Below are 331 nucleotides of genomic sequence, written 5' to 3' on the forward strand. Positions count from 1 at the left end.
CCCTGCGCCTTGCCCTGAACAACCACATTATTCAAATCATTCGTATTACCGCCGACAATGAAATCACCGCTTATAATAGCTCCCAAACCGACCGGAACGCCTGGCATATCACCTACGGAGACGGAGTCGGCGTGTAGCGTAGCTCCTATATCGCCGGATTCGCTATTCCAACGACCGTCAGCCTGCAAAGTGCCGCCGTATAAGTTCGCCTCAAGGGATTGAAGGGTAGCCACATGATGAATGTAAGACACATCAGCCTTAGCCGAATCGACAGTAAAGCCGCTGTACGTTACATTATTCAGAATCACCTTTCCTTCAAGACCCAAGTCGG

General features: G+C 50.5%; 1 protein-coding gene. It reads right to left on the reverse strand.

What is annotated here, in order from left to right; translation table 11 throughout:
• The coding region (locus PGX78_RS09245; protein WP_270446676.1) for a hypothetical protein at positions 1-331 on the reverse strand (331 nt) is incomplete at both ends.

Source organism: Megasphaera sp. AF13-6AC, assembly GCF_027685385.1.
GTDB classification, from domain to species: domain Bacteria; phylum Bacillota; class Negativicutes; order Veillonellales; family Megasphaeraceae; genus Megasphaera; species Megasphaera micronuciformis.